Here is a 2,944-nt window from a genome sequence, read left to right on the forward strand (position 1 = left end):
CCAGCCACCATCACTGTTCATGTGGGCACCAGGCGGCGAGGAGAGGCGATCAGTTCGGTCAGCACCGCCGTCGGCGCGGCGACGGAGCAGCGCATCGACCTTCCGGATGCTGCTTGATCAGCCACGTCGACGCCGCCCAGGCGCCGACGGGTTGCCGAACCTCGACCTGTCGGCCACGCCGCACTGATCAGCACGCCAGGCCAGGACAGCCGCTGCTGCTGCTGCTGCTGCTGCTGCGCCGCCGCCGCCGCCGCCGCCCGCTGCTGCTGCTGCTGCTGCTGCTGCTGCTGCTGCTGCTGCTGCTGCTGCTGCTGCGCCGCCGCCGCCGCCGCCGCCGCCGTCGTCGGCCGCCGCCGCCGGCCGGTGCCGGCCGCTGCTGCCGCCGCGCATCGGCCGGGGCGGGCCGTCGATGCTGCCCGCGCGGCCGGCGAACGGACCGCCGGTCGCCGCGAAGCAGGGCAGCGCCAGCGTGCCCTGCGCGACGAGGCGTTCGATGTCGTCGAAGCCGCATGGCACCGGCGCCGCGCCGGCCAGCTCGCCGAATTCGCGCCCGCCCATGAAGCGCATGCATGCAACGGGCCGGCCCAGCGCGTTCGTGTTGGCCAGCATGTCGGCCTGCTCGCGCAAGCCGGCAAGCGGTGCGCCGAATGCGGCGGCGATCAGCCACGTGCCGGTCGACAGCACGGTGCCCGTGTCGTTGCCGAGGTAGCGCAGCAGCGACGCGTTGCTGTCGTGGATGCCGCACAGGACCTCGCAGTCGGCCGGCAGCCCGGTGGCGGCCGCGATCTCGGGACGGAGCCGGCCGAGCGCCGCATGCGCCGGCGCCAGCGGCGGCATCAGCGCCGTCCAGCCCATGCGCTCGACGAGGCCCGAATAGGTTTGCCCGCGGGGATTCCACAGGTCCGTGTGGCAGCCGAGCGACGTCGCTTCCGACGCGGCCGCGCCGCACAGGCGCCAGGCCCAGTACTGCGGATACATGAGGATGTGGCGCGCGCGCCCGAATTCGGCCGGGAAGCGGGCCTGCAGCCACGCGAGCTGGCGGCCCAGGTTCAGGCCCGCCGGCAGGCCGGGCGACAATGTCTCGTCATACGGCGGGCGCAGCGCGGCGTAGTCCAGGCCCGGCAGCTCGGCCTCGTAGTCGAGCACGGGCAGCACGAGGCCGTCGTCGTCGACCAGCGCGGCCGTGGCGCCGTGCGTGACCGGCACGATGGCCGATACGTGCGCCTGCGTCGCGAAGTCGCGGCATGTGGCGAGCAGCCAGTCCCACAGGCCGTCCGTGTCGAGGTGGGCGTACGGGCCGTCCGCCAGCACGGCGTTCGGCCGGCGCCGTTCGGCGAGGACGGTGCCGTATGCGTCGATCAGCGCCAGCTTGGCGTTCGTCTTGCCGATGTCGAGGACGAGCAGGGCGTCGTTCATGGTGCTCATCGCGCGCGCCGCATGCGCAGCAGTTTCGGCAGCGCGATCGTCACCAGCAGCAGCACGCCGACGACGATCGTCATGTAGATGCCGGGGATGTTGGCGAGCGACAGGCCGTACGTGACGGTGCCCATCGTGAGCACGGCCAGCATCACGCCCGCGATCGTGCCGGCGCCGCCGGCGATCGACACGCCGCCGAGGATCACCATCGTGATCACTTCCAGTTCCCAGCCGGTGGCGATGTTCGGGCGCGTGCTGCCGATGCGCCCCGTCAGCAGGAACGCGGCCAGGCCGGCCATCGCGCCCGTCAGCATGAACAGCGCGAGGCGGTAGCGGTCGACGGCGATGCCGGAAAAGCGCGCCGCTTCCGGATTGTTGCCGATGGCGTAGATGCGGCGGCCCCGAGCTCGTCGTGTGCAGCAGCACGGCGAACAGCGCGGCGCAGACGAGCAGCACGACGAATTCGCGCGGCACGATGCCGAAGAAGTAGCCCTGGCCCCAGTCGGCCATCAGCTGCGGGTAGCCGGTGAACGCCTTGTCGCCGAGGACGACGCTGGCGAGGCCGCGGAACAGCGACACGGTGCCGATCGTGACGACGATCGACGGCAGCGCGAAGCGCGTGACGAGCACGCCGTTCAGGAAGCCGCATGCGGTGCCGGTGGCCAGCGCGACGAGTGCCAGGCTTTCGGGCGGAAAGCCGGCGCCTTTCGCGAGACCCATCGCGACCGACGACAGCGCGAGCGTGCCGGCGACCGAGATGTCGATCTCGCGGCAGATGATCAACAGCGCCATCGGCAGCGCGATCAACGCCTTTTCGCTGAAGTTCTGCGTGCCGTCCAGCAGGTTGTACAGGTCGAGGAAGTTCGGCAGCGCGATGCTGTTGACGACGAACACGGCGACGAACAGCATCGCCAGCAGGCTTTCCCAGCGTCCGAGGAGGGTTTTCAGGCGCGGCGTTTCGCGGTCGAGGATCGTGTAGCGCGACGTCGGGGCCGCGGTTTTTTCAGTTTGCATCGTGGTGGTCGGGTTCACGCGGCACTCCGGTGGGTTGGGGCGGCGGTGCCGTGCAGCGGCAGGATCTGGCGGCTGCGGCGGCCGGCGCCGCGGGCGTTGATCAGGACGGCGACGAGGATCACGAGGCCGGTGAGGGCGCTCTGCCAGAACGGCGAGACCTGCAGCACCGGCAGCGCGTTGCCGATCACGGTGAGGAACAGGGCGCCCAGCGTGGCGCCGAGCACCGTGCCGACGCCGCCGCCGATCGAGACGCCGCCGATCACGCACGCGGCGATCACGGTAAATTCGAAGCCGTAGGCGATCTCGGTGTAGGCGACGGCATAGCGCGCGACCCACAGGTAGCCGCACAGGCCCGCCACCGCGCCGGACAGCGCGTACGTCCACAGCAGCCGCTTGTGGGTGGGGATGCCGATATAGCCGGCGCATTGCGGCGCGTTGCCGACAGGTGCTCGATCATCCCAGTTACCTTCCTGTTTTAACTGGCCGAGCACGTAACTGAACGAAGTACATAACA

At 70.7% G+C, this 2,944-nt stretch carries 3 protein-coding genes and 1 pseudogene; all 4 read right to left on the reverse strand.

Annotated elements, in window-relative coordinates; all coding sequences use genetic code 11:
* Window positions 1-117 precede the first annotated feature (117 nt).
* Window positions 118-1,425 (reverse strand): FGGY-family carbohydrate kinase, encoded by a 1,308-nt coding sequence (locus ACWNCF_RS02075; RefSeq protein WP_449405842.1) that lies wholly within the window; start codon window positions 1,423-1,425, stop codon window positions 118-120.
* Complete coding sequence (locus ACWNCF_RS02080) at window positions 1,422-1,808, reverse strand: ABC transporter permease (protein WP_449405843.1); 387 nt, start codon at window positions 1,806-1,808, stop codon at window positions 1,422-1,424. The genes ACWNCF_RS02075 and ACWNCF_RS02080 overlap by 4 nt, the downstream gene beginning before the upstream one ends.
* A 67-nt stretch (window positions 1,809-1,875) precedes the next feature.
* A pseudogene (locus ACWNCF_RS02085) lies at window positions 1,876-2,430 on the reverse strand (ABC transporter permease); the annotation flags it as partial.
* Window positions 2,431-2,444: 14 nt separating this feature from the next.
* Window positions 2,445-2,944: ABC transporter permease (locus ACWNCF_RS02090; protein WP_449405841.1), on the reverse strand; the 500-nt coding region annotated here is incomplete at its 5' end.

The organism is Massilia phosphatilytica, assembly GCF_977014125.1.